Here is a 24,117-nt window from a genome sequence, read left to right as displayed (position 1 = left end):
TAATGGCCGTTTGCGCGAAAGCGCAAACGGCCATTTTGTTTGGGCGGTTCCCGAGTCGGTTCCTCCGTCGGTCTTTCGACCGGTTCCTCCCGATGTACCGGCCGCAACGATTTCAGGTGCTTCATGCGAGCTTACAATTTTTCCGCGGGCCCCGCGGCGCTGCCTCTCGAAGTATTGCAGCAGGCCGCCGATGAAATGCTGGACTGGCAAGGTTCCGGCATGAGCGTGATGGAGATGAGCCATCGCGGGCGGGAATACACGTCGATCCACGAGGCGGCGCTCGGGGACCTGCGGGAACTGTTGGCGATCCCGTCCAGCCACCGGGTGCTGCTGATGCAGGGCGGCGGACTGGCGGAAAACGCGATCGTGCCGCTCAACCTGCTGGGCGCGCGCCGGCGTGCGGATTACGTCGTGACCGGCTCGTGGTCGGGCAAATCGCAGAAGGAAGCGCTGCGCTATTGCGACGCGCACGTCGCCGTGTCGACCGCCGCGGGCGGCTTCGTGCGCGTGCCGTCGCTGGACGAGTGGCAGCTCTCGCCGGACGCCGCCTATGTGCACGTCTGCACGAACGAGACCGTCAACGGGGTCGAATTCGCCGAGGTGCCGGCGCTGGGCGACGTGCCGCTGGTGGCCGACATCTCCTCGCACATGTTGTCGCGTCCGCTCGACATCGCGCGCTACGGCGCGCTCTATGGCGGCGCGCAGAAGAACGTGGGCATCGCCGGCCTGACCGTCGTCATCGTGCGCGAGGACTTGCTGGACCGGGCGCTGGCGATCTGTCCGTCGGCCTTCGAGTGGAAGACCGTCGCCCAGAACAACTCGATGTACAACACGCCGCCCACCTATGCGATCTACATCGCCGGTCTCGTCTGCCAGTGGCTGAAGCGTCAGGGCGGACTGGCCGAGATCGAACGGCGCAACATCGCCAAGGCGCGGCTGCTGTACGAAACCATCGATCGCAGCGCCTTCTACGCGAACCCGGTGCAGCCCGACGCCCGCTCCCGGATGAACGTGCCGTTCACGCTGGCGGACGAATCGCGTAATGCCGCCTTTCTGGACGGCGCGCGCGAACGCGGCCTGACCCAGTTGAAGGGGCACAAGAGCGTCGGCGGCATGCGCGCGTCGATCTACAACGCCATGCCGATGGCGGGCGTGGAGGCGCTGGTCGATTACATGACCGCATTCGAACGCGAGCAGGCCTGATGAAAGACCATTCGCAAACGCCCTCGCTCGAGGACCAGCTCGTCCCGCTGCGTGCCCGTATCGACAAGATCGACGCGGAGTTGATCCGCCTGCTCAACGAGCGGGCCGGCGTGGCGCACGAAGTCGGCGAGGTGAAGAAGGTGTTCGACGCGCCCGTATTCCGCCCGGAGCGGGAGCAGCAGGTGATCGCCCGCTTGCAGGGGTTGAGCCGGGGCCCGCTGCACGATACGCATATCGCCGCGATCTGGGGCGAGATCATGTCGGCGAGCCGGGCACTGGAAAAACCCACGGTGGTCGCCTTCCTCGGGCCGGTGGGCACCTACAGCGAGCAGGCCGCGCTCGATTATTTCGGCAATTCGGCGACCGGCCTGCCGTGCCCTTCGATCGACGAGGTATTCCGCTCGGTCGAGGCCGGCGCCAGCGAGTTCGGCGTCGTGCCGGTCGAGAATTCGACCGAAGGGGCGGTATCGCGCACGCTCGACCTGTTGTTGAGCACATCCCTGTCGATCACCGGCGAGATCGCCTTGCCGATCCATCACAACCTGCTCGCGCTCGGCACGGACCTGGCCGCCATCCGGGCGGTGTGCGCGCATCCGCAGGCCATCGCGCAATGTCAGCGCTGGTTGTCGACGCATCTGCCCCATGCCGAGCGCCGCGCGGTGTCGAGCAACGCGGAGGGCGCCCGGCTGGCGGCCGCCGATCCGACGCTCGCCGCGATCGCCGGCGACCGCGCCGCCGCGCACTACGGCCTGCAGACGCCGGCCGCGCAGATCCAGGACGATGTCCACAACCGCACGCGTTTCCATGTGATCGGCGGCACGCCGCCCGCGCCGAGCGGGGCCGACCAGACGTCCCTGATCCTGTCGGTGAAGAACGAAGCGGGCGCGGTCTACCGCATGCTCGAACCGTTCGCCACCTACGGCGTATCGATGAGCCGGTTCGAATCGCGCCCCGCGCGCAGCGGCAGCTGGGCCTACTATTTCTATATCGATATCGAAGGCCATCGCGAGGAACCGCGCGTCGCCGAGGCGATCGCCGCGCTCGACAGGATCGCCGCCTTCGTGCGCGTCGCGGGTTCCTATCCCCGTGCCCGCTGAGCATCCGGTGCCGGGAGCGCCGCGGGTATCGGACCGAGGGCCGGATTTCGCCTTCGATCGCGTGCTCGTCTGCGGTATCGGCCTGATCGGCGGATCGGTGGCGCGCGCGCTGCGGCGCATGCATCGCGAGGGCCGCGCCGGCGGCGCGGGCGTGATCGCCGCTGCCGATCCGCACGCCGCAGCGCTGACGCGCGCGCTGGCGCTGGGCATGATCGACGAAGCCTGCGTGCTGGCGCCTGTCGAGGGGTCCGGAGACGACGCCGCGCCGGTGGCGGCGGACGCTGGAGGGTGGGGCGAGGCCGAGGCCGCCGCGTTCGCGCGGCTGGCGGCGCGGGCGGACCTGATCGTCCTGGCGGCGCCGGTGGCGCAGACGCGGGCGCTGCTTGCGCATGCCGCGCCCGTGCTGCGCGCCGACGCGGTGTTGACCGATGTCGGCAGCACGAAAGGGCAGGTCTGCGACGCGGCGCGTGAGCTGTTGGGCCCGCGGCACGCGCGCTTCGTCGCCGCGCATCCGATCGCCGGAGGCGAGGCCAGCGGCGTCGACGCCGGCGATGCCGCGCTGTTTGCCGGGCGCGACGTGATCCTCTGTCCGGCGCCCGACACCGCGCCCGACGCCGTGACGCGCGTCGCGGCGATGTGGCGTCTCGCCGGCGCCCGCACCGCGTGCATGACGCCCGCGCGGCACGACCAGCTTTTCGCTGGCGTCAGCCATCTGCCGCATCTCCTTGCTTTTGCGTTCATCGAGCATATTCTTCAATCGGAAGGCGCGGACGAACGCCTGGCGTTCGCCGGCCCCGGCTTCCGCGATTTCACACGCATCGCGGCGTCGAATCCGCGGATGTGGCGCGATATCTGCCTGGCCAACCGCACCGCGGTGCTGGCGGACCTCGACCGATACCTGGCGGTGCTGGGCGGCGTGCGCACGGCGCTGGCCGAAGCCGACGGCGACACGCTGGAGGCCCTGTTCTCGCGTTCCCGCGCGGCACGCGAGGGCTGGCACCCCGGCGCGGCGCGTGTCGAATCTACCGCCGCGCCTGCCACCGCGCCTGCCGCCTCGCACGCAGGCAACCGAAACGAAACGGCCGACGACCTTTCGTCGACGGCCGGCAAGCCCATGAAGAACCGGAACATATGAAGCAGCTTGAACTAGGACCTTATTCCCGCGCGAGCGGCACGCTGGCGCTGCCCGGCTCGAAAAGCATCTCGAACCGCGTATTGCTGATGGCCGCGCTGGCCGAGGGCGAGACGCGGCTCGAGAATTTGCTTGAGTCGGACGACACGCGCGTGATGCTCGACGCATTGCGCCTGCTCGGTATCGAGTGGGCACACCTGCCCGCGGACGCATCGGATCCGTCCGATGCCGCGCAACATGGCGGAAAGGGTGCAAAGGGCGAAGCGTGGCGTGTGACCGGTGCCCCGGACGGCTTTCCGGTGCGCGACGCGGACATCTTCGTCGGCAATGCGGGCACGGCGGTGCGGCCGCTGACCGCGGCGCTGGCGCTGAACGAGGGCCGCTACCGCGTCAGCGGCGTGAAGCGCATGCACGAGCGGCCGATCGGCGATCTGGTCGACGGCCTGCTCGCCGTGGGCGCGCGCATCGACTACCTCGGACAGCCCGGCTTCCCACCGTTGCAGATTCACCCCGGCGCGACCGCCGGAGCAGGCGTCGCGCGGCCGATTCGCGTGCGGGGCGACGTCTCCAGCCAGTTCCTGAGCGCGCTGCTGCTGTCGTTGCCGCGGTTGTCCGCGCACGGGCGGGCCACGGTGGAAGTCGACGGCGAACTGATTTCCAAGCCCTATGTCGACATCACGACCGGCATGATGGCGCGCTTCGGCGTACCCGTCGAGCGCGAGGGCTGGCAGCGCTTCAGCGTCGCCGCCGGCAGCCGTTACCGCTCGCCGGGCACGCTCGTGGTCGAGGGCGACGCATCGTCGGCTTCCTACTTTCTCGCCGCCGGCGTGCTGGGCGGCGGGCCGCTGCGGGTCGAGGGCGTGGGCCGCGCCAGCATCCAGGGCGATGTGCGCTTCGCCGACGCATTGACGCAGATGGGCGCCAACGTGATGATGGGCGAGCACTGGATCGAGGTGCGCGGCGTCGATACCGGGGACGGGCGCCTGCGTCCGGTCGACATGGACTGCAACCTCATCCCGGACGCGGCGATGACGCTCGCGGTCGCGGCGCTGCGCGCGTCGGGGCCGTCGATCCTGCGCAATATCGGCAGCTGGCGCGTGAAGGAAACCGACCGGATCAGCGCCATGGCGACGGAATTGCGCAAGCTGGGCGCCGACGTGCAGGAAGGCCCGGACTGGCTGCGCGTGGTGCCGCCGACGCAACTGCGCGCCGGCGCGGTGATCGATACCTACGACGACCACCGCATGGCGATGTGCTTTTCGCTGGTGAGCCTGCTGGGCGTGCCGGTCACCATCAACGACCCGGACTGCGTCGCCAAGACCTTTCCCGACTATTTCGACCGCTTCGCGCAGGTGGTGCGGTGACGGACGCGGTGGGACACCCGGTCGTGACGATCGACGGGCCGACCGCGTCCGGCAAGGGCACGGTCGCTTCGCGCGTCGCCGCGGTCCTGGGTTTTCATCTGCTCGACAGCGGCGCCTTGTACCGGCTGACCGCGCTCGCCAGCGCCCGGCAGGGCGTGGCCGCCGACGACGCCGAATCCCTTGCCGGGATCGCCGCCACGCTCGATATCCGCTTCACCGGGAACGACGTGGTGTTGGACGGATGCGACGTTTCGCACGAGATCCGTGCCGAAGCGATCGGGCTGCGCGCCTCGGCGATCGCCGTGCATGGGCCGGTGCGCAATGCCTTGTTCGCACGCCAGCGGGCGTTTCGCGAAGCGCCGGGCCTGGTGGCCGACGGCCGCGACATGGGCACGGTGATTTTTCCGGATGCCCGGTTGAAGGTGTTTCTGACCGCGAGCGTCGAGGCGCGCGCGGCGCGGCGGCTTAAGCAATTGAGCGACAAAGGTTTTTCTGCTAACATGGATGATCTGCTAAAGGATTTGCGGGAACGCGATGCGCGCGATACGGCGCGGACCGTGGCGCCGCTGAAGCCGGCGGCGGATGCGTTCCTGCTGGATACCTCCGAAATGTCGATCGAAACTGCGGTCGACGCAGTGATCGGGTGGTACCGGCGAAGCGCCTGAAGCACGGGCGCCGCAGGCATGGGACGCAGGAGCACCAGGGCAACACCCGCAGGACCGCATGACCCGCCCGGCGCAACCGGGATTGTTTTCAACCACCAACCCCCGCGTCACGACGCCACCGGTGTAGTGGACAGGCCGATACGTTTTCGCATCGGCCGTCACGACGCAGAATCGTGCCGGCATGCCGCTTCAAAGGCATCACGGCATCGATGGCCAACCGAGACGCAGTTCACAATTTTTATGTCCGACCTCCAAACCGCAACCCCCAACACCGAATCTTTTGCCACGATGTTCGAAGAGTCGCTGACTCGACAGGACATGCGCGCTGGTGAAGTGATCTCGGCTGAAGTCGTCCGCATCGATCACAACTTCGTCGTCGTCAACGCCGGGCTGAAGTCCGAAGCGTACATTCCGATCGAAGAGTTTCAGAATGACGCCGGCGAAGTCGAAGTGGAACTGGGCGATTTCGTCTCGGTGGCCATCGACGCGCTCGAAAACGGCTACGGCGACACGATCCTGTCGCGCGACAAGGCCAAGCGTCTCGCTTCCTGGCTGCAGCTGGAAAAGGCGCTCGACAACGACGAGCTGGTCACCGGCACGATCACCGGCAAGGTGAAGGGTGGTATGACGGTCATGATCAACGGTATCCGCGCATTCCTGCCGGGTTCGCTGGTCGACGTCCGTCCGGTCAAGGACACGACCGCCTACGAAGGCAAGACGCTGGAATTCCGCGTCATCAAGCTCGATCGCAAGCGTAACAACGTCGTGGTGTCGCGCCGCGCGGTGGTGGAAGCCACGCAGGGCGAAGAGCGCGCGAAGCTGCTCCAGACGCTGAAGGAAGACGCGATCGTCGACGGCATCGTCAAGAACATCACCGACTACGGCGCATTCGTCGACCTGGGCGGCATCGACGGTCTGCTGCACATCACCGACATCGCCTGGCGTCGCGTGCGTCACCCGAGCGAAGTGCTGTCCGTCGGCCAGGAAGTGCGCGCGAAGGTCCTGAAGTTCGATCAGGAAAAGAACCGCGTCTCGCTGGGCATGAAGCAGCTGGGCGACGACCCGTGGGAAGGCATTTCGCGCCGCTACCCGGCGAACACCCGCCTGTTCGGCAAGGTCACGAACATCACCGAATACGGTGCGTTCGTCGAGATCGAGTCGGGCATCGAGGGCCTGGTGCACGTGTCCGAAATGGACTGGACCAACAAGAACGTCGCGCCGAACAAGGTCGTTCAGCTGGGCGACGAAGTCGAAGTCATGGTCCTCGAGATCGACGAAGACCGCCGCCGCATCAGCCTCGGCATGAAGCAGTGCAAGCCGAACCCGTGGGACGACTTCAGCCGTAACTACAAGAAGGGCGACCGCCTGCACGGCGCGATCAAGTCGATCACCGATTTCGGCGTGTTCATCGGTCTGCCGGGCGGCATCGACGGTCTGGTCCATCTGTCCGACCTGTCGTGGAACGAGACGGGCGAGGAAGCGGTTCGCAAGTACAAGAAGGGCGACGAAGTCGACGCGCTGGTGCTGGGCATCGACGTCGACAAGGAACGCATCTCGCTGGGCATCAAGCAGATGGAAGGCGACCCGTTCAGCAACTTCGTGGCGATGAACGACAAGGGTTCGGTCGTGCGCGGCACGGTGAAGTCGGTCGATCCGAAGGGCGCGATCATCAATCTGGGCAACGACATCGAGGGTTACCTCCGTGCGTCGGAAATCGCCCAGGACCGCGTCGAAGATGCACGCAACGTGCTGAAGGAAGGCGAAGAGGTGACTGCGGTCATCATCAACGTCGACCGCAAGTCGCGTGGCATCAACCTGTCGGTCAAGGCCAAGGATTCGGCCGAGACGCAGGAAACGGTATCGAAGTTCCAGGCGGAAAGCTCGGCTGCCACCGGCACGACCAACCTGGGCGCGCTGCTGAAGGCCAAGATGGAAGGCTCGAACTCGTAAGGAAAGAGGCATGACGCGATCGGAATTGGTGATCCAGCTTGCCTCGCGTTTTCCGCAACTGGTTGCCAAGGATGCGGATTACGCGGTCAAGACGATGCTCGATGCGATGTCCGAGGCCCTGGCCAACGGACACCGGATCGAAATCCGCGGGTTCGGCAGTTTTGCGTTGAATCGTCGGCCGTCACGCGAAGGGCGTAACCCGAAGTCGGGCGAGAAAGTGCTGGTGCCGGAGAAATTCGTCCCTCACTTCAAACCCGGCAAGGAGCTGCGCGAGCGCGTCGACCGGCGGTGCGGCGAACCGATCCAGGCGAAAGCCTCCGACGACGACATCTGAACGTCTGCACACGATGTGAAAAAAGCGCCTCCGGGCGCTTTTTTTTTGACTGCGCCGTATGCCTCGGACGGCGGCGCGGGATCATCCTTTACAATACGACTGATCCGGCTCGGCTCGGGCCGGCCGACCAGCGCCGCAATGCGTGCGCCGGCCATGCCGGGCGGAGCGGACCGTGCCGTCCAAGCGCGGCATGCCCCCGTCGACTACCAAGGGCTCGATCGCATGAAGTTTTTCGTCTGGCTGATTCGTATCCTGATCTTCATCGCGTTTCTCGTGCTGGCGCTCGCCAACCTGCAGGAGGGTTCGCTGAATCTGCTCGCGGGATATACATGGAGCGCGCCGATGATCCTGATCGGATTGGTGTTCTTCGTGATCGGCGCGCTCGCGGGACTGCTCGCCGCGTTGCCTGGCTGGTTCCGGCGGGGCCGCGAACTCGCGCGGCTGCGCCGCGAGCTGCAGGTGGCGCGCGAGGGCCGCGACCCCGCGGACCTGCCGCCGTTTCCGCCCATCATGTAATCCGCTTCACTCCCTCTAAGGCAGTACACGCGCATGGACCTCGATTTCTGGTGGTTGCTGGTCATTCCAGTGGTGTTCGGACTGGGCTGGATGGCGGCGCGCTTCGATCTCAAGCATTTGTTGTCGGACGCGGCGAATCTGCCGCGTTCGTATTTCCGCGGTTTGAATTTCCTGCTCAACGAGCAGCCCGACAAGGCCATCGACGCCTTCATCGAAGTCGTCAAGCTCGATCCCGAAACCACCGAACTGCACTTCGCGCTCGGCAGCCTGTTCCGGCGCCGCGGCGAGACGGAGCGGGCGATCCGGGTGCACCAGAACCTGCTGAACCGGGCGGACCTGCCCGTCAACGAGCGCGACCACGCGCTGTACGAACTGGGTCAGGATTTCCTGAAGGCGGGCCTGCTCGACCGCGCCGAACAGACCTTCGCGTCGATCGAGGTGGGGCTCTACCACACCGAGGCCGAACGCTCGCTGCTGACGATTTTCCAGACCGAGAAAGACTGGGCGCGCTCGATCGCGATCGCCCGCAAGCTCGAGGATGCCGGCTCGCCTTCGCTGCGCAAGGAAATCTCGCAATTCCATTGCGAACTGGCCGCCGATGCGCTGCAGCGCGGCGAGCGCGACGCCGCGCGCGAGGAATTGGCGAGCGCGCTGAAGACGAATTCCGGGAACGTACGCGCGACGATCCTGTTGGGCGATGTGGAGGCGGCCGCCGGCAACACCGCCGGCGCGCTGGGTTTCTACACCCGGGTGGAGAGCCAGAACGCGGTGTACCTGCCGCTGGTTGCAGAGCCGATCATGAAGGCCTATCAGGCCGAAGGCCGGGCGCACGAGGGCGCGGCACGGCTGGTCGATTACCTCGACAACCATCCGTCGATCGACCTGCTTGACGTCGCCTACAAGCATGTCAATGCCACGGAAGGCATCGAGGCCGCGCATGCGCTGGCGCTGCGGCAGATGAAGCGCGCGCCCAGCGCCTCCGCGACTCTGCTGCTGCTCGAGGGGCAGATCGCCACCAGCGAGGCGCCGCGCCGCGACGAGCTGGAATTGATGCGTAATCTGATCCGTCAGCGCACCCGCAATCTGCCGCGCTTCACGTGTCAGAATTGCGGTTTTCGCGCGCGGCTTTTCTATTGGCAATGCCCTGGCTGCGGTCATTGGGAAAGCTATGCGCCGCGGCGAACCGAGACGCTGGGCAGTTCCGCCTGACGTCGCCAGACAAGCTCCCGATCATGAATCCTGACTCCCACATCCCGCAGGCGACCCTGCCTTCCCTGCCATCCTCGACGCCAGCGCCGCCTCCGGCGGCACCGGAATCACTGTCCGTGGTCGACAGGGCGGTATTGGGCCGCTCGAAGGTGCTGGTCGTCGGCGACGTCATGCTGGACCGGTACTGGTTCGGCGATGTCAATCGCATCTCTCCGGAGGCGCCGGTGCCGGTGGTGCTCGCGCAGCGCAGCGAGGAGCGGCTCGGCGGCGCGGCCAACGTCGCGCGCAACGTCGCCGCCCTGGGCGGTGAAGGTTCGTTGCTGTGCGTGGTCGGCAACGACGAGCCGGGCGAACGCATCGTCAGCCTGCTGGAGGAAAGCCGCGTCATCGCGCATCTGGAGCGCGACGCCGCGCTCGCGACCACGATCAAGCTGCGCGTGCTCGCGCGGCAGCAGCAATTGCTGCGTATCGATTTCGAAAGCAGCCCCGCGCACGAGGTGCTGCTTGCCTGTCTCGGGCGTTTCGCGTCCCTGCTGCCCACCACCGATATCGTGCTGCTGTCCGACTACGCGAAGGGCGGTCTGACGCATGTCGGCAAGATGATCGCGATGGCGCGCGACGCCGGCAAGCCGGTGCTGGTCGATCCCAAGGGCAGCGACTGGTCGCGCTACGGAGGCGCCACGCTTCTGACGCCGAACCGCGCCGAACTGCAACAGGTGGTGGGGAGCTGGGCAAGCGAAGGCGAACTGCGCGAAAAGATCGATGCGCTGCGCGCGTCGCTGCGACTCGACGCGCTGCTGCTGACCCGCTCGGAAGACGGTATGAGCCTCTTCACCGCGGACGGTGTGCTGTCGGTGCCCGCGCAGGCGCGCGAAGTGTACGACGTCTCGGGTGCGGGCGATACCGTCATCGCCACGCTGGCCGTGATGCTGGGCGCGGGTCTGTCGCTGGCCGACGCCGTGCGTCTGGCGAACCGCGCCGGCGGCATCGTGGTCGGCAAGCTCGGCACCGCGACGCTCGGTTACGACGAGTTGTTCAATATCTGACCCGTGCCGCCTGATCTCCACCGCCCGACGTCCCGCGTCGTGCGCCTTTTTGCCGCCACGGGCGCGCCCGTGGCTTTGAACCGCACATCATGACCATCATCGTTACCGGCGCGGCCGGCTTCATCGGCAGCAATATCGTCAAGGCGCTGAATCTGCGTGGCGAGCGCGACATCATCGCGGTCGACAACCTGAGCCGCGCGGAGAAGTTCCACAACCTGGTGGATTGCGACATCGGCGATTACCTGGACAAGGAGGACTTCGTCGCGCGTTTCGCCCGGGGCGATTTCGGCGCCGTCCGGGCGGTGTTCCACGAGGGGGCCTGTTCGGACACGATGGAAAGCGACGGCCGCTATATGATGGAAAACAATTTCCGTTATTCGCGCGCGATCCTCGACAGTTGTCTCGAACAAGGCGTCGCCTTTCTGTATGCGTCGTCCGCCGCCGTCTACGGCGGCTCGGACGTCTTCGTCGAGTCGCGCGAATACGAGCGGCCGCTGAACGTCTACGGCTATTCGAAATTCCTGTTCGACCAGATCGTCCGCGAGCGTCTGCCGGCGGCCCGGAGCCAGATCGCGGGCTTTCGCTACTTCAACGTCTACGGCGCGCGGGAGTCGCACAAGGGACGGATGGCGTCGGTCGCCTTCCACAACTACAACGAATTCCGGGCGAACGGCCGGGTCAAGCTCTTCGGCGACTACAACGGCTATGCGGCCGGTGAGCAGACGCGCGACTTCGTATCGGTCGAGGACGTGGCGGCGGTCAATCTGTTCTTCCTCGACCATCCGGAGCGCTCGGGCATTTTCAATCTCGGCAGCGGCCGCGCGCAGCCGTTCAACGACATCGCGCGTACCGTCGTCAACACGCTGCGTGCGCAGCGGGGCGAGCCGGCGCTCGGTCTCGCGGAACTCGTCGCGGCGGGCCTGCTCGAATACGTGCCGTTCCCGGACGCCCTGCGCGGCAAATACCAGTGCTTCACGCAGGCCGACATCGGCACACTGCGCGCGGCCGGTTACGAGGCGCCCTTCCTCAGCGTCGAAGCAGGTGTGGCGCGCTATATCGATTGGCTCACCGCCCGCGCCTGAATCGCTGACGGCATAAGGATTAGACCGTCCGGATAACTTTTGCGCGACCGGGTGTCTCCCTAGACTGGTCACACCAGACGCCGCTTGATGTTGCGGTGACTGGTAACCCTTCTTGATCGGGAGACTGTCATGTTCAAAAACGTAGTCGCAACCGCAGTCCTTTGCTTTGCCGCACTGAGCGCCGCTCACGCGGTGGACATCAATAGCGCCGACCGGGAGGCCCTGACGTCGATCAAGGGCATCGGATCGGTCACCGCGCAGACGATCGTCGCCGAGCGGGAGGCGAACGGCGCTTTCACCGATGCGAAAGACCTCGCCGCCCGGGTGCGTGGCATCGGCGAGAAGATGGCGAAGCGCTTCACCGAAGGCGGTCTGACCTTCGGGCCGAAACTCTGAGGGTCGCGTCAGAGGTGGCGTCCGAGGCCACGCTGATGGCCGACACACGCGACCGGTGGCAGGGGCCACGCGCCTAGCGCGCGGGTGACCGGCCACCACCTTGCCCATCGGCCGCGTCAGCGCGGCCGATGGGCTACAATTCCTGCTCGGAAGCTTTTCGGAATCGGGCGCGACCATGAAATATCAAACCATCGAAGACACGATCGGCAACACGCCGCTCGTCCAGCTCGTTCGTCTCGTCGACGACGATATCCGTGAGCGCAACAACGTCGTGCTGGCCAAGCTGGAGGGTAACAATCCGGCCGGTTCCGTCAAGGATCGGCCCGCCTTGTCGATGATCAAGAAGGCGGAGGAGCGGGGCCGCATCAAGCCCGGCGACAAGCTGATCGAGGCGACCAGCGGCAACACGGGCATCGCGCTGGCGATGGCGGCCGCGATACGCGGCTACAAGATGGTGCTGATCATGCCCGAGGATCTGTCGATCGAGCGCCGGCAAAGCATGGCGGCCTATGGCGCGGAGATCGTGCTGACCCCGGTAAAGGGCGGGATGGAGTACGCGCGTGATCTGGCGGAAAACATGCAGCGCGATGGCGCCGGAGTGATCCTCGACCAGTTCGCCAATCCCGACAATCCGCTCGCGCACTACGAGAGTACGGGCCCGGAGATCTGGCGCGACACCGACGGCCAGATCACCCACTTCGTGTCGTCGATGGGCACCACCGGTACGATCATGGGTACGTCGCTGTTCCTGAAGGAAAAGAATCCGGACATCCAGATCGTCGGTGCGCAGCCCGCCGAGGGCGCGCGCATTCCCGGCATCCGCAAATGGCCCGAAGCCTATCTGCCGAAGATCTTCGACGCGCATCGCGTCGACCGCACGGAGTCGGTATCGCAGGGGGACGCGGAGACCACGATGCGCAAGCTCGCCACGGCCGAGGGCATTTTCGCCGGCGTGTCGTCGGGGGGCGCGGCCGCCATCGCGCTGCGCATCGCGCGCGAGGTCGAGAATGCGACGATCGTTTTCATCGCCTGCGACCGGGGCGACCGGTATCTGTCGACCGGTGTGTTTCCGGCCTGAAGCCATGGGGTCGCGCCGGCGCCTTGCCCGCGTCGTGGACAGGGCGCGGGACAGGACCGCCTGACCGAGATCGCCCGGTAGGACACCGCGCGCCTGGCCCGGCACGCGTTCCGTCCCGCGTTCCGGGAAACGCGCTTCTCAGGACCCGTCGCCGGCCTGCATCTTCGCCTTGATCGCCTGGGCAAGCTGATAGACCGAAGTCGCGTAGAAAAAGCTGTGGTTGTATTCCGTCAGCGCGTAGAAATTCTGCAGGCCAAGCTGGAATTGCGTCGGCTGGCCCGGCGTGGGCAGGTCGACGACCGCTACCGGCGTGCCGCGCTCGCTGTCGGCGTCGACACCGGGCTCGTTGAGCAGCATCCCGGCTTTCAGCAACTGGTCGAGCGACCAGTGCGGTTCGCGCTTGCCGTCGGCCGCGGCCTGCGCGATACCCTGGCTGCCGACGTCCGGGGCGATCTGCCACATCACGGGGCGACCCGGTTCCCAGCCGCTTTTTTTCAGGAAATTCGCGACGCTGCCGATCGCGTCGGGCGCGCTGTTGCGCAGATCGACCGCCTGATTCCCGTCGAAATCGACCGCGTATTTCAGGATGCTCGACGGCATGAATTGCGGAATGCCGATCGCGCCGGCGTAGGAGCCCTTGACCGTGGTCGGGTCCATGTTCGCCGTGTGCGTCCAGACCAGGAAATCCTCGAGGTTCTTGCGGAACAGCTGCTGGCGCGCGTCCCGGTTCGGCGTATCCGGATAATCGAAGGCCAGCGTCGTCAGCGCGTCGAGGATGCGAAAGTTCCCCATGTACTTGCCGTACAGCGTCTCCACGCCGACGATCGCGACGATAATCTCGGGCGGCACGCCGTACGTGGCGCTCGCGCGGTCCAGCCAGACCTGGTTCGCGCGCCAGAACTTCACGCCGCCATTGATCCGGATCGGTTCGATGAAACGGTTCTGGTAGACCCGCCAGTTCTTGATCGAGGGGTTCGGCGAGGGCGTCACCAGCTTCACGGCACTCGCCGAATAGCTGACCTGGTTGAAGATCGCGTGCAGCGTGGCGCCGTCGAAGTCGTAACGGGCGACGAGATCGTCGATAAATGCATTGACCGCGGCGTTGTTCGCATAACGCTGCGGCACGATCTCTTCCTCGAAGACCTGACCGGGAGCGGTGGCCGCCTCCGGCGCGCCTTGCGCATGGAGCCACGGCGAGAAGCCGGCCAGCGCGGCGAGAAGGGGCACACACAGGGGCACACACGAGGGCAGACGGGCGGCAGTGCGCAGGGCGGCGAATCCCGAGGGGACGGCGAGCGCGGAAATCGGACGGACCGCAGCGCGTGCTCGAACCCGAAACGCCTGGTAACGCGTCAAGGTCATGGTCATTTATCGATGCAGTGTTGTGTGGCAGTATAACCGACGCTGCGGTGCATTCCCTGACACCGCCGCACACCCATCGGGGGCGCCGAAGACGCGCTCTCCGCGACAGGCGCAAATGCGATGGCCACAGGCTTCTACACCCACCCGGATTGTCTGCTGCACGATACGGGCGACGGGCACCCCGAGCGGGCGGCGCGCCTGCAGGCAATCGAGGATCAATTGATCGGCAGCCGGATCGATATCGCGCTGCAGCGCGAAACGGCGCCGCTCGCGAGCGAGACGGCGCTGCTGCGTGCCCATTCGGCCGCCCACGTGGCGGCGATGCGCGCCTGCGTGCCCGCCACCGGGCAGGCCGAGATCGACGCCGACACCTTCGTCGGGCCGCACTCCTGGAATGCGGCGCTGCGTGCGGCGGGCGCCGCGCTGGCCGCCACCGACGCGGTGATCGACGGTCATCTCGACAATGCGTTCTGCTGCGTGCGCCCGCCCGGACACCACGCGCTGCGCGAGCAGGCGATGGGCTTCTGCCTGTTCAACAATGTCGCGGTGGCGGCGCTGCACGCGCTCGAGGCGCGGCATCTGGCGCGCGTCGCCGTCATCGATTTCGACGTGCATCACGGCAACGGCACCGAGGCCATCCTGGCCGGCGACCCGCGCGTGCTGATGTGCGGATTCTTCCAGCATCCGTTCTACCCGTTTTCCGGCGTGCCGCCGCTGGCGCCGAACATGCTCAATGTGCCGCTGGCCGCGCGGTCCGATGGCGCGGCGATGCGCGAGGCGGTCACGCGCGAATGGCTGCCGCGGCTGCGGGCGTTCGCGCCGCAGATGATCTTCATTTCCGCGGGTTTCGACGCCCATCGCGACGACGACCTGGGCAACCTCGGCCTGGTCGAGGCGGATTTCGCCTGGCTGACGCGCTGTATTCGCGAAGTGGCCGCGCATTCGGCGCAGGGGCGCATCGTCAGTTGCCTGGAGGGAGGCTATGCGCTCTCGGCGCTGGGCCGCAGCGTCGTCGCGCATGTGCGGGAACTGGCGGATCTCTGAACGCTCCCCGACCACAGATTTTTTGGCTATAAGCGAATCGCCAACGGTTCTGACCCCGCTCGAGGCCACGCGGTAGAATGCGGGTCTTCCCGGAGGAACCCTGGTGGCCGACGACCGGACGTCCCCGCATCGAACCGCGCCGGTTCGGCGCGCCGACGCCCGGCCCGGCTCCGCTTTGTCAGCAATGATCGAACTTAAAAATATCACGCAGCGCTTCGACGGTCCGCGCGGGCCGATCGATGCGCTGCACGCCGTCAATCTGTCGATCGCCGCGGGTGAAGTGTTCGGCATCATCGGCCGCAGCGGTGCGGGCAAGAGCACGCTGGTGCGCACCATCAATCTGCTGACCCGGCCGTCGGAGGGCAGCGTCAGCGTCGCCGGCCGCGAGCTGACCACCCTCAGGGCCGACGCGCTGCGCGGCGCGCGACGCGAGATCGGCATGATCTTCCAGCATTTCAATCTGCTGTCCTCGCGCACGGTCTTCGGCAACATCGCGTTGCCGCTGGAACTGGCCGGCATGTCGAAGGCGCAGATCGAGAAGACCGTGGCGCCCATTCTCGATCTCGTCGGCCTCGGCGCGCAGCGCGACCGCTACCCGGCGCAGATCAGCGGCGGGCAGAAGCAGCGCGTCGGCATCGCCCGTGCGCTCGCGACCCGTCCCAAGGTGCTGCTGTCCGACGAGGCGACCTCCGCGCTGGACCCCGAGACCACGCGCTCGATTCTCGATCTGCTCAAGCAGATCAATCGCGAACTGGGTCTGACCGTCGTGTTGATCACCCATCAGATGGAAGTGATCAAGCAGATCTGCGACCGCGTGGCGGTGCTCGAAGCCGGCCGGCTGGTCGAGACCGGGCGCGTCATCGACGTGTTCCTGCAACCGCGCCACGAGGTGACGCGCTCGATGATCGGCGACGTCATCGCCAACGAGCTGCCGCCGGCGCTCAAGGCGCGCATCGGCGAACGGCTGGTGGCCGGACGGGACCACCTGTTCCGGCTCGCGTTTACCGGTGACGGCGTGGGCGATCCGGTGATCTCGGAGACGATCCGGCGCTTCGCGATCGACATCTCGATCCTGCACGGGCAGGTCGACGAAATCCAGGGGCAGGCGTTCGGTTCGCTCGCCGTGCTCGCGAGCGGCGCGCCGGGCACGGTCGCCGAGGCCATGACATCGCTGCGCGAGCGCGGCGTGATCGTCGAGGAGTTGTCTCATGTTTAGCATGTCCAGCCAGATGACAGACCTGTTCCTCTCCTCGTTCTGGGAGACCCTGATCATGGTCGGCATTTCCGGCCTGATCGGCGCGGCCGCCGGCATCCCGCTGGGCATCGTGCTGTATCTGACCGACCGGCAGGGCGTGCTGCCGAACCGGGTGGTGTACGGCACGCTCGGCATCGTCGTCAATGCGGTGCGCAGTACCCCTTTCATCATCCTGCTGGTCGCGGTGATTCCGTTCACGCGCCTGCTCGTGGGGTCGTCGATCGGCACCGCGGCGGCGGTCGTGCCGCTGACGATCGCCGCCGCGCCCTTCGTCGCGCGCCTGGTCGAGACGGCGCTGCGCGAGGTCGACCGCGGCTTGATCGAGGCGGCGCAGTCGATGGGCGCGACCACCGGGCAGATCGTGCTCAAGGTCCTGCTGCCCGAGGCGCTGCCCGGCATCATCGCGGGGTTGACGATCACCTTCGTCAGCCTGGTCGGCTATTCGGCGATGGCCGGCGCCATCGGCGGGGGCGGACTGGGCGACCTCGGCATCCGCTATGGCTATCAGCGCTTTCTGCCGGAGGTGATGCTCGTGGTGGTGCTGATCCTGATCGTTTTCGTGCAGGCCGTGCAGTCGCTGGGCGACCTGCTGGTACGCCGTTTGAGTCACAAATAAGGAACCACAATGCAACGTCGATCATTCTTTCACCGCCTCGCCACGCTGGGCGGGGCCGTTGCCATGAGTTCGGTCGCGCTGTTCGCGGGCGCCGCCCACGCCGAGCAGACGATCCGTGTGGGCGTGACCGCGGGACCCCATGCGCAGGTGATGGAGGAAGTGAAGAAAGTCGCCGCGCGAGACGGGCTGAACATCAAGATCATCGAGTTCAGCGACTACGTCCAGCCGAACGCGGCGCTTGCCGGCGGCGACCTCGACGCCAACAGCTATCAGCATCAGCCCTATCTCGATGCGCAGGTCAAGGACCGCGGCTACAAGCTGGTGAGCGTCGCGCAGACCATCAACTTTCCGATGGGCATCTATTCGAAGAAAGTGAAATCCCTGGCCGAGTTGAAGGCCGGCGCCCGGGTGGCCGTGCCGAACGATCCGACCAACGGCGGACGCGCCTATTTGCTGCTGCAGAAGGCGAAGCTGATCACGCTGCGTCCGGATGCCGGGCTGAAGGCAACGTCGCTGGATGTGGTGGACAACCCGCGCAAGCTGAAATTCGTCGAACTGGACGCCGCGCAGATTCCGCATGCGCTGGATGACGTGGACATTGCCGCGATCAACACCAATTTCGCGTTGCAGGCGGGGTTGTCGCCGCGGCGCGACGCGATCGCCATCGATCCGCCGAACGGCCCGTACACCAATGTGCTGGTGGTGCGCGAACAGGACCGCGCGAAGCCGTGGGTCGCGACGCTGGTCAAGGCCTACCATTCGCCCGAGGTCAAGGCGTTCGCCGAGAAGACCTTCCAGGGCGCGGTCGTCACATCCTGGTGAGCGTTTTGCCAAACCCGCGTTTAGAGTGCGGACTCAAGCCTGTTGTAGAATTTCCCGAGCATTTGCCGTTAAAATAAAACGATCGTTCGCGAATGCGACGCCCGCCGGACACATCGGCGCATCGGCGCATCCGTTCGATCGTTCACCGTCTATGGAGCATGTGCATGAAAATCCTGGTGCCCGTGAAGCGCGTCGTCGACTACAACGTGAAGGTACGCGTGAAATCGGACGGCTCGGGCGTCGACATCGCGAATGTGAAGATGTCGATGAATCCCTTCGACGAGATCGCCATCGAGGAAGCGGTACGGCTCAAGGAAGCGGGCGTGGCCACCGAGATCGTCGCGGTGTCGTGCGGCGTCACGCAGTCGCAGGAAACCTTGCGTACCGCGCTGGCGATCGGTGCGGACCGGGCGATCCTGGTCGATACCGCCGTCGAGTTGCAGCCGCTGGCCGTGGCGAAGATTCTCAAGGCACTGGTCGAGCGCGAACAGCCGCAACTGGTGATCCTCGGCAAGCAGGCGATCGACGACGACGCGAACCAGACCGGCCAGATGCTGGCGGCGCTGACGTCGTTGCCGCAGGCCACCTTCGCTTCGAAGGTCACGGTCGACGGCGAGCGCGTGACGGTGATGCGGGAAGTCGATGGCGGGGCGGAAACCCTGTCTCTGTCGTTCCCGGCGGTCGTCACCACCGACCTGCGCCTCAACGAGCCGCGTTACGTGACCCTGCCTAACATCATGAAGGCGAAGAAGAAGCCGCTCGAAACCCTGACGCCGGAGGCGCTCGGCGTCGACGTGACGCCGCGTCTGAAGACCCTGAAGGTCGCGGAGCCGCCGCAACGCCATGCCGGCGTACTGGTGCCGGACGTCGCGACGCTGGTCGACAAACTCAAGAACGAAGCGAAGGTACTGTCCTGATGACCATTCTCCTGATCGCGGAACACGATAATCACGAACTCAAGGGCGCGACGTTCCCGACGCTGACCGCGGCGCGGCAGATTTCGCAGGCGGGCGGCGGCGACGTGCACGTGCTGATCGCCGGTCACGACGCGCGCGCCGTGGCGGACGCCGCCGCGCAGTTGCCGGGCGTGACCAAGGTGCTGCTCGCCGATGCGCCCCAGCTGGGCGAGGGCCTGGCGGAAAACGTCGAGGCGACCGTCCTGACGATCGCTTCGGCCTACGGGCACATCGTGCTGCCGGCCACCGCCTACGGCAAGAACGTCGCGCCGCGCATCGCGGCCCGGCTCGATGTCGCGCAACTGTCCGACATCACCGCGGTGGTCGACGCGAACACCTTCGAGCGGCCGATCTATGCGGGCGCGGCGATCGCCACCGTGCAGTCCGCGGACCCGGTGAAAGTGGTGACGGTGCGCGGCACCGCGTTCGATCCGAGTCCGGCAAGCGGCGCCCAGGCGACGGTCGAGACGATCGACGCGGCGGCCGACGTGGGTGCCGTGCGCTTTGTCGGGCGGGAACTCACGAAACTCGATCGGCCGGAACTGACCTCGGCGACCATCGTGGTCTCCGGCGGGCGGGGGCTGGGCAGCGGCGAGAACTATCAGCGCGTGCTCGAACCGCTCGCCGACAGGCTCGGCGCCGCGCTGGGCGCGTCGCGCGCGGCCGTGGACGCCGGTTTCGCGCCCAACGATTCGCAGGTGGGCCAGACCGGCAAGATCGTCGCGCCGCAGTTGTATGTCGCGGTCGGCATTTCGGGCGCGATCCAGCATCTGGCGGGTATGAAGGATTCGAAGGTGATCGTCGCGATCAACAAGGATCCCGAGGCGCCGATCTTCAGCGTCGCGGACTACGGGCTGTCGGCCGACCTGTTCGAAGCGGTACCGGCGCTGGTCGCCTCGCTCGGCTAGGATCGTCGGACTAGGCCAGACCGCGCCTGAGCCGGCCGCGCCTGAGCCGGCCGCGCCTGAGCCGGCCGCGCCTGAGCCGGCCGCGCCGGTCGGCAAGCCACGAGACAAAGGGCGCCGCTTCGTGGGCGCCCTTTTTTACGTCCTGCAGGAGGAGACAGATGGGATACAAGGCACCCGTAGAGGACATGCTGTTCCTGATGCGCGAACTCGAGGACCTGGACGGGTTGGCGCAGTTGCCGGGATACGAGGAGGCGACTCCGGACACCGTCGCGGCGATTCTCGCGGAGTCGGCGACGTTCTGCGAGCAGGTGCTCGCGCCGCTGAACGTCGTCGGCGACCGGGAGCCGCCGGTCTGGCAGGCGGGCGAGGTCACGACCACGCCGGGCTTCGCGGCGGCCTACCGGCAGTTCCGCGACGCCGGCTGGCAGGGGCTGCCGCATCCGGTCGAATACGGCGGGCAGGGCCTGCCGCGCCTGCTGGCCGCGGCGTGCAACGAGATGCGCAATGCCGCGAATCTGTCGTTCGCGCTTTGCCCGTTGCTGTCCGACGGGGCGATCGACGCCTTGCTGATCGCCGGCAGCCCGGCGCAGCGCGCGCGCTATCTGCCGCGCCTGGTGAGCGGCGAGTGGACGGGTACGATGAACCTGACCGAACCCCAGGCGGGCTCGGATCTGGCGCAGGTACGCACACGCGCGGTTCCGGACGGGGAGAGCCGGTACCGGGTATTCGGGACGAAGATCTTCATCACCTACGGCGAGCACGATTTCGCCGCCAATATCGTGCACCTGGTGCTGGCGCGCCTGCCCGACGCGCCGCCCGGCGTGAAAGGCCTGTCGCTGTTCGTGGTGCCGAAGTTCGTGGTGGACGCCGAGGGGCGGCCCGGCGCGCGCAACGACTTGCACTGCGTGTCGATCGAACACAAACTGGGTATTCACGGCAGCCCTACCGCCGTGCTCCAGTTCGGTGAACGGGACGGCGCGCTGGGCGAATTGCTGGGCGAGCCGAACCGGGGGCTGGAGACCATGTTCATCATGATGAACGCCGCGCGTTTCGGCGTCGGCGTGCAGGGCGTAGCGATCGCCGACCGGGCCTGTCAGGCGGCCCGCGCCTACGCGCTCGAACGGGTGCAGGGGCGGCCGGCGACGGCACAGGGGACGATCGGCCCGGCGCGTGTGGCGGGCGAGGATGGGGGGGCCGGCCATCCGGGGGCCGGCCATCCGGGGGCCGGCCATCCCGAGGCGCGGACGATCGTCGCGCATCCGGATGTGCGGCGGATGCTGGCGACGATGCGGGCGCTGACCGAGGGCGCGCGTGCGCTGGCCTTTCATTGCGCCGCGGCGAACGATCTGGCGCACCGCGCGCCCGGTGACGACGTGCGGCGCCGGATGGCGGCGCTCTGCGATTACTTGGTGCCCGTGGTCAAGGGCTGGGCGACGGAAATGTCGGTCGAGGTCGCGAGTCTCGCGGTGCAGGTGCATGGCGGCATGGGCTTCATCGAGGACACCGGCGTCGCGCAGTTCTATCGCGATGCCCGGATCCTGCCGATCTACGAAGGCACGACCGCGATCCAGGCGAACGATCTGGTGGGACGCAAGACGGTGCGCGACGGCGGGGCCGTGGCGCGCAGCCTGATCGGCGAGATCGACGCGACGCTCGCGGCGCTGCGCCGCGCGCCGTCCGCGGGCGTGCGGGATGCGGCAGCGGTGTCGCTGGCATCGATCGCGACGCAATTGCAGGCGGGACGCGACGCGTTCGCGGCGGTGGTGGCGTTCATCGTCGAACGCGCCGAGGCGGATCCCGCCGCCGTCTACGCGGGCAGCGTGCCGTATCTGAAACTGGCCGGCATCGTTCTGTCCGGCTGGCAACTGGCGCGGGCGGCGCTGGTCGTGTGCCAGGTGCCTGGCGACGGTGTGAACGAGAATGCGGGCGAGGGATCAGGCGTGGCCACCGTTCCGGGCGCCGTTCCGGAACCGGCCCGCTTCGCCGTCGTCAAGCTCGCCACCGTTCGTTTCTTCGCCGAGCAGATCCTGCCCCAGGCAGAGGCGCTGCGGGTGGCCATCGTCAGCGCGCGCGGCGGCGAGGGCGTATGGGGGCTGGCGGACGAACTCTGCTGAACCGCGCCATGCCTGCCACCGCGTTCACGCGTAGGCCGTGACGCCCTGGCGGCGCGAGGCGTTTTCGGGAAGGTAGCGGAAGACCGAGAGATCGTCGGCCGCGATGGCGGGCTGCTGTCCCGACATCAGATCGGCCAGCAGTTGGGCGGAACCGCACGACATCGTCCAGCCCAGCGTGCCATGGCCGGTGTTCAGGAACAGATTGCGGACCGGCGTCGGTCCGACGATCGGCGTGCCATCCGGCGTCATCGGCCGCAGACCGGTCCAGAAGCTCGCCTTGGCCGTGTCGCCCGCGCCGGGGAACAGGTCGTTGACGCACATTTCCAGCGTCGCGCGGCGCGCGGCCTTCAATTTCGTATCGAAGCCGACGATCTCGGCCATGCCGCCGACGCGGATCCGGTCGTCGAAACGGGTGATCGCGATCTTGTAGGTTTCGTCGAGCACCGTGGACACGGGCGCGAGCGCGGCGTCGCGGACCGGCACCGTCAGCGAATAGCCTTTCAACGGATAGACCGGCAGGTCGACCAGCCCCTTCATGAAGGGCGTCGAGAACGAGCCGAGCGCGACGACGATCGCGTCGGCGCGCACCAGTTCCGCCCCGCATTGCACGCCGATCGCCTTGCCGGCGGTGACCGCGAGCGCGTCGATCGGCGTGTTGTAGCGGAAACGCACGCCCAGCGATGCGCTCATCTCGGCCAGCCGTGTGGTGAACAACTGGCAGTCGCCGGTCTCGTCGTTGGGCAGCCGCAGCCCGCCCGTGAGTTTTTGGCCGGCGGCGCCGAGTGCGGGTTCGGCGCGCGCGAGCGCGTCGGACGCGAGTAACTCATACGGGACGCCCGCGTCTTTCAGTACCTCGATGTCCTTTGCCGCGCCGTCGAACTGGGCCTGCGTGCGGAACAATTGCAGCGTGCCGCCCTGGCGGCCTTCGTACTGGATGCCGGTGTCGTCGCGCAGTTGCCGGATGCAGTCGCGGCTGTATTCGGCGATCCGCACCATCCGTCCCTTGTTCGTCGCATAGCGCGCGGGCGTGCAGTTGCGCAACATCTGCCACATCCACTGCAACTGGGCCAGACTGCCATCCAGCCGGATCGCCAGCGGCGCATGTTCCTCGAACATCCACTTGAGCGCTTTCAGCGGCACGCCGGGCGCGGCCCAGGGCGACGCATAGCCGGGCGAGATCTGTCCGGCGTTCGCGAAGCTGGTTTCCAGTCCCGGGCCCGCCTGCCGGTCGAGGACCGTGACCTCGTGCCCGGCGCGCGCCAGATAGTACGCGCTGGTCGTGCCGACGACGCCTGCGCCAAGAATGACGATCTTCATGAGGGGTTCGTTTTCGTTTGGGAAACCGCGTATCGCGGCGCAGAAGCAGCAGTCGGGCCGACCGCAAGGCCGGCAGTATTTCCAGCTATACTATTTCGACAGCAATATATTTTGTTAATATATATAGACCGTTTTTCAGGATTTTTTCGTGCGAATGCAGCATAAATCGGTCAGGACCCTCGACCGGATCGACCGCAGGATCCTGACCCTGCTGCAGCAGGATGGACGCATGGCGATGAAGGATCTGGCGGAGCAGGTCGGCCTGTCGATCACGCCTTGCATCGACCGCGTCAAACGCATGGAGCGCGACGGCGTCATCACCGGCTATTACGCGCGGGTCGACCCGGCGCAACTCGGCGCATCGTTGCTGGTGTTCGTCGAAATCACGCTCGATCACAAGAACGGCAATATGTTCGAGAAGTTCCGGCGTGAGGTGATGAAGGTGCCGGAGGTGCTCGAATGCCATCTGGTATCGGGGGATTTCGACTACCTGATCAAGGCCCGCATCGGCGAGATGGCCGACTACCGCAAGATTCTCGGCAACGTATTGCTGCAGCTCCCGGGCGCGGTGCAGTCGAAAAGCTATGTGGTCATGGAGGAGGTCAAGGAAACCTTGACGATTCCGATCGCCGAACGGCCCGACTGACTGGT

23 protein-coding genes are annotated in these 24,117 nt (G+C 66.7%); 21 read left to right on the top strand and 2 right to left on the bottom strand.

What is annotated here, in order from left to right; all coding sequences use genetic code 11:
• The first annotated feature begins 123 nt into the window (after positions 1-123).
• The 13 genes from serC (at position 124) to cysM (ending at position 13,072) form a co-directional block, all read left to right on the top strand.
• A complete protein-coding gene (serC, locus tag OVY01_RS15805; protein WP_267848530.1) occupies positions 124-1,203 on the top strand; it encodes a 3-phosphoserine/phosphohydroxythreonine transaminase in 1,080 nt (359 codons plus the stop codon).
• Positions 1,203-2,300 carry a prephenate dehydratase gene (gene pheA, locus OVY01_RS15800; protein ID WP_267848529.1) on the top strand — a complete coding sequence of 366 codons (1,098 nt, stop codon included), beginning with the start codon at positions 1,203-1,205 and terminating at the stop codon, positions 2,298-2,300. Before serC ends, pheA begins: the two co-directional genes overlap by 1 nt.
• Complete coding sequence (locus tag OVY01_RS15795) at positions 2,290-3,435, top strand: prephenate dehydrogenase (RefSeq protein ID WP_267848528.1); 1,146 nt, start codon at positions 2,290-2,292, stop codon at positions 3,433-3,435. Before pheA ends, OVY01_RS15795 begins: the two co-directional genes overlap by 11 nt.
• Entirely contained in the window at positions 3,432-4,796 is a 1,365-nt protein-coding gene (gene aroA / locus OVY01_RS15790; protein WP_267848527.1) for a 3-phosphoshikimate 1-carboxyvinyltransferase, read from the top strand. The genes OVY01_RS15795 and aroA overlap by 4 nt, the downstream gene beginning before the upstream one ends.
• A complete protein-coding gene (cmk, locus tag OVY01_RS15785; RefSeq protein ID WP_267848526.1) occupies positions 4,793-5,461 on the top strand; it encodes a (d)CMP kinase in 669 nt (222 codons plus the stop codon). Before aroA ends, cmk begins: the two co-directional genes overlap by 4 nt.
• Positions 5,462-5,701: 240 nt before the next feature.
• On the top strand, positions 5,702-7,411 hold the full coding sequence (gene rpsA / locus OVY01_RS15780; protein ID WP_267848525.1) for a 30S ribosomal protein S1: 1,710 nt from the start codon (positions 5,702-5,704) through the stop codon (positions 7,409-7,411).
• Positions 7,412-7,421: 10 nt separating this feature from the next.
• Positions 7,422-7,745, top strand: coding sequence for an integration host factor subunit beta (locus OVY01_RS15775; protein ID WP_267848524.1), 324 nt, complete (start codon positions 7,422-7,424; stop codon positions 7,743-7,745).
• Positions 7,746-7,967: 222 nt separating this feature from the next.
• Positions 7,968-8,261: a LapA family protein gene (locus OVY01_RS15770; RefSeq protein WP_267848523.1), complete on the top strand. Its 294-nt coding sequence runs from the start codon at positions 7,968-7,970 to the stop codon at positions 8,259-8,261.
• A 33-nt stretch (positions 8,262-8,294) separates the two neighbouring features.
• Positions 8,295-9,470 (top strand): lipopolysaccharide assembly protein LapB, encoded by a 1,176-nt coding sequence (lapB, locus tag OVY01_RS15765; protein ID WP_267848522.1) that lies wholly within the window; start codon positions 8,295-8,297, stop codon positions 9,468-9,470.
• Between the two features lie 23 nt (positions 9,471-9,493).
• A complete protein-coding gene (rfaE1, locus tag OVY01_RS15760; RefSeq protein WP_267848521.1) occupies positions 9,494-10,516 on the top strand; it encodes a D-glycero-beta-D-manno-heptose-7-phosphate kinase in 1,023 nt (340 codons plus the stop codon).
• 89 nt (positions 10,517-10,605) lie between these two features.
• The gene (gene rfaD / locus OVY01_RS15755; protein WP_267848520.1) at positions 10,606-11,598 is read left to right on the top strand and encodes an ADP-glyceromanno-heptose 6-epimerase; all 993 of its coding nucleotides are present in this window, start codon (positions 10,606-10,608) and stop codon (positions 11,596-11,598) included.
• Positions 11,599-11,727: 129 nt separating this feature from the next.
• On the top strand, positions 11,728-11,994 hold the full coding sequence (locus OVY01_RS15750; RefSeq protein WP_267848519.1) for a ComEA family DNA-binding protein: 267 nt from the start codon (positions 11,728-11,730) through the stop codon (positions 11,992-11,994).
• A 175-nt stretch (positions 11,995-12,169) separates the two neighbouring features.
• Entirely contained in the window at positions 12,170-13,072 is a 903-nt protein-coding gene (gene cysM / locus OVY01_RS15745; RefSeq protein WP_267848518.1) for a cysteine synthase CysM, read from the top strand.
• Between the two features lie 138 nt (positions 13,073-13,210).
• Here cysM and mltB read toward each other — a convergent pair whose 3' ends face one another.
• A complete protein-coding gene (gene mltB / locus OVY01_RS15740) occupies positions 13,211-14,440 on the bottom strand; it encodes a lytic murein transglycosylase B (RefSeq protein WP_432422257.1) in 1,230 nt (409 codons plus the stop codon).
• Positions 14,441-14,554: 114 nt separating this feature from the next.
• On the opposite strand from mltB, the gene OVY01_RS15735 reads away from it, so the two are divergent.
• The 7 genes from OVY01_RS15735 to OVY01_RS15705 all read left to right on the top strand — a co-directional run bounded on the left by OVY01_RS15735 (position 14,555) and on the right by OVY01_RS15705 (position 22,149).
• Positions 14,555-15,478: a histone deacetylase family protein gene (locus OVY01_RS15735; RefSeq protein ID WP_267848517.1), complete on the top strand. Its 924-nt coding sequence runs from the start codon at positions 14,555-14,557 to the stop codon at positions 15,476-15,478.
• A 184-nt stretch (positions 15,479-15,662) separates the two neighbouring features.
• Complete coding sequence (locus tag OVY01_RS15730; protein ID WP_267848516.1) at positions 15,663-16,694, top strand: methionine ABC transporter ATP-binding protein; 1,032 nt, start codon at positions 15,663-15,665, stop codon at positions 16,692-16,694.
• Position 16,695: 1 nt separating this feature from the next.
• Positions 16,696-17,349 carry a methionine ABC transporter permease gene (locus tag OVY01_RS15725; RefSeq protein ID WP_267848578.1) on the top strand — a complete coding sequence of 218 codons (654 nt, stop codon included), beginning with the start codon at positions 16,696-16,698 and terminating at the stop codon, positions 17,347-17,349.
• 9 nt (positions 17,350-17,358) lie between these two features.
• On the top strand, positions 17,359-18,171 hold the full coding sequence (locus OVY01_RS15720) for a MetQ/NlpA family ABC transporter substrate-binding protein (protein WP_432422256.1): 813 nt from the start codon (positions 17,359-17,361) through the stop codon (positions 18,169-18,171).
• 164 nt (positions 18,172-18,335) lie between these two features.
• Positions 18,336-19,088, top strand: coding sequence for an electron transfer flavoprotein subunit beta/FixA family protein (locus OVY01_RS15715; protein ID WP_267848515.1), 753 nt, complete (start codon positions 18,336-18,338; stop codon positions 19,086-19,088).
• Positions 19,088-20,035, top strand: a complete 948-nt coding sequence (locus OVY01_RS15710; RefSeq protein WP_267848514.1) for an electron transfer flavoprotein subunit alpha/FixB family protein — start codon at positions 19,088-19,090, stop codon at positions 20,033-20,035. Before OVY01_RS15715 ends, OVY01_RS15710 begins: the two co-directional genes overlap by 1 nt.
• A gap of 158 nt (positions 20,036-20,193) precedes the next feature.
• Positions 20,194-22,149, top strand: a complete 1,956-nt coding sequence (locus OVY01_RS15705; protein WP_267848513.1) for an acyl-CoA dehydrogenase — start codon at positions 20,194-20,196, stop codon at positions 22,147-22,149.
• A 24-nt stretch (positions 22,150-22,173) separates the two neighbouring features.
• Here the strand turns inward: OVY01_RS15705 and OVY01_RS15700 are convergent, their stop codons facing one another.
• Positions 22,174-23,466 (bottom strand): D-amino acid dehydrogenase, encoded by a 1,293-nt coding sequence (locus OVY01_RS15700; RefSeq protein ID WP_267848512.1) that lies wholly within the window; start codon positions 23,464-23,466, stop codon positions 22,174-22,176.
• Positions 23,467-23,620: 154 nt separating this feature from the next.
• Here OVY01_RS15700 and OVY01_RS15695 point away from each other — a divergent pair, with 154 nt between their 5' ends.
• Positions 23,621-24,112 (top strand): Lrp/AsnC ligand binding domain-containing protein, encoded by a 492-nt coding sequence (locus OVY01_RS15695; RefSeq protein ID WP_284700902.1) that lies wholly within the window; start codon positions 23,621-23,623, stop codon positions 24,110-24,112.
• Positions 24,113-24,117 lie beyond the last annotated feature (5 nt).

It is taken from the genome of Robbsia betulipollinis (assembly GCF_026624755.1).
GTDB classification, from domain to species: Bacteria; Pseudomonadota; Gammaproteobacteria; order Burkholderiales; family Burkholderiaceae; genus Robbsia; species Robbsia betulipollinis.
The sequence above is the reverse complement of the archived record's forward strand: the minus strand, read 5'-3'. Positions and strand labels throughout refer to the sequence as shown.